Source organism: Thalassotalea sp. G20_0 (assembly GCF_017744175.1).
Lineage (GTDB): Bacteria > Pseudomonadota > Gammaproteobacteria > Pseudomonadales > Endozoicomonadaceae > Endozoicomonas.
In genome coordinates this window covers 1-936 of record NZ_JAGHQV010000275.1, presented here as the reverse complement: position 1 = coordinate 936, position 936 = coordinate 1, and the positions used below count along the sequence as shown (strand labels likewise).

Below are 936 nucleotides of genomic sequence, written 5' to 3'. Positions count from 1 at the left end.
GGCTGATGCGGCCAGTGGCTATACCCTTGATCTTGACAATAGTCAGTTAATGCTGGGGGCAACGATTCTTTCGCATCAGGGCTTTGAATCGTCGGCGCTGATTGGTGGTGCTGGAAATGATATGCTGGATGCAGATGGCTTTCATGGAGTATCGGCCAGTACCAGCCTTGACAGTATTGCCGGATGGAATGCGCTTTCTGAACATACTCTGAGGCTGACTCTGGAAGATGGCAGCACAATTCTTGATATCGATGTCAGCTCCTCTTCAACCTTGCAAGAACTCATTGATCTCATCAATGCAGCAGACGACAGAGGTAGTGATAATCCCTTAATCAGTTTTGATCAGGCTTCTGCAGAACTGACATTTAATGGGCTGTCAACGCTGGGTGTGGCTGGTACTGACAACAGTATCCTTACGGTTTTAGGCTTTACTTCTGGCACTTCTGGTACGGTTATTAAAGGTGTGAGTTTAAGCCTGCTGGCATCTCTTCAACTGACCAGTCAGAAAGGGAATGGAGGTCAGGATAAATATACCGGCTCTAAGGGGACGGATTTCTTTATCATTGATTCCATAGACCTTGAAGTGGATGGGAAAGATGGCCGGGATATTCTGTCTGCTGAAACGACCAGCTTATATACAACACTGGTTATAAAAGACGATAAACTGACCTGGTCAGGTCAGGATGTTGACCCAACCGATTCCACTCAAACCATCGATGTTTCATCCTCCGTTACCATCGGTAATCTGGAAGCTGCTGAACTGCTTGCTATAGACGGAGCAGAGTTGCTGGATGGAAGCAGTGCCACAATGGATCTGGTTCTGGATGCTGCCACTTCAACGGCCACCTTGAAAGGCAGCTCTGGTGATAATGAAATTCGTCTCAGTGTGGATGGCCGGTCTGATGTAAACACTGACAAAGTCACCGTTGAACTTAA

1 protein-coding gene is annotated in these 936 nt (G+C 47.2%); it reads left to right on the top strand.

Going from position 1 to position 936, the window contains the following annotated elements:
* On the top strand, nt 1-936 hold a 936-nt coding region (locus J7438_RS26020; protein ID WP_209278935.1), incomplete at both ends, for a hypothetical protein.